The organism is Delftia sp. UME58 (assembly GCF_014170385.1).
GTDB classification, from domain to species: domain Bacteria; phylum Pseudomonadota; class Gammaproteobacteria; order Burkholderiales; family Burkholderiaceae_C; genus Comamonas; species Comamonas acidovorans.
Window position 1 is genome coordinate 1 of sequence record NZ_LZZV01000039.1, and the last position, 616, is coordinate 616.

Below are 616 nucleotides of genomic sequence, written 5' to 3' on the forward strand. Positions count from 1 at the left end.
CGCTGCGCGGCAGCGCCATGCAGACGCTGCGCCAGCACATCCAGTTCATCTTCCAGGACCCGTTCGCATCGCTGGACCCGCGGATGACGGTGGGCTATTCCATCATGGAGCCCCTGTTGATCCACGGCGTGGCCCGCGGCAAGGCTGCGCAGGAGCGGGTGCGCTGGTTGATGGACAAGTGCGGGCTGCTGCCGGAAATGATCGACCGCTATCCGCACGAGTTCTCGGGCGGACAGCGCCAGCGCATCTGCATTGCGCGGGCGTTGGCGTTGAATCCCAAGGTCGTGATCGCCGACGAATCGGTGTCGGCGCTGGACGTGTCGATCCAGGCCCAGATCGTGAACCTGCTGCTGGATCTGCAACGGGAACTGGGCGTGTCGTTCCTGTTCATTTCGCACGACATGGCCGTGGTCGAACGCGTCAGCCATCGCGTGGCGGTGATGTACCTGGGGCAGATTGTCGAGATCGGGCCGCGCCGGGCGATCTTCGAAAACCCGCAGCATCCCTATACGAAGAAGCTGATGGCGGCAGTGCCGATCGCGGATCCGCAACGGCGGCACCGGGAGCGCTCATTGCTGGTGGATGAGATTCCCAGCCCGATGCGTAAGCTGGGGGA

The 616-nt window shown here is 64.3% G+C and carries 1 protein-coding gene; it reads left to right on the plus strand.

From position 1 onward, the window contains the following. Positions 1-616, plus strand: a 616-nt coding sequence (locus A9976_RS11740; RefSeq protein WP_183019153.1) for an oligopeptide/dipeptide ABC transporter ATP-binding protein, incomplete at both ends; no start/stop codon positions are given.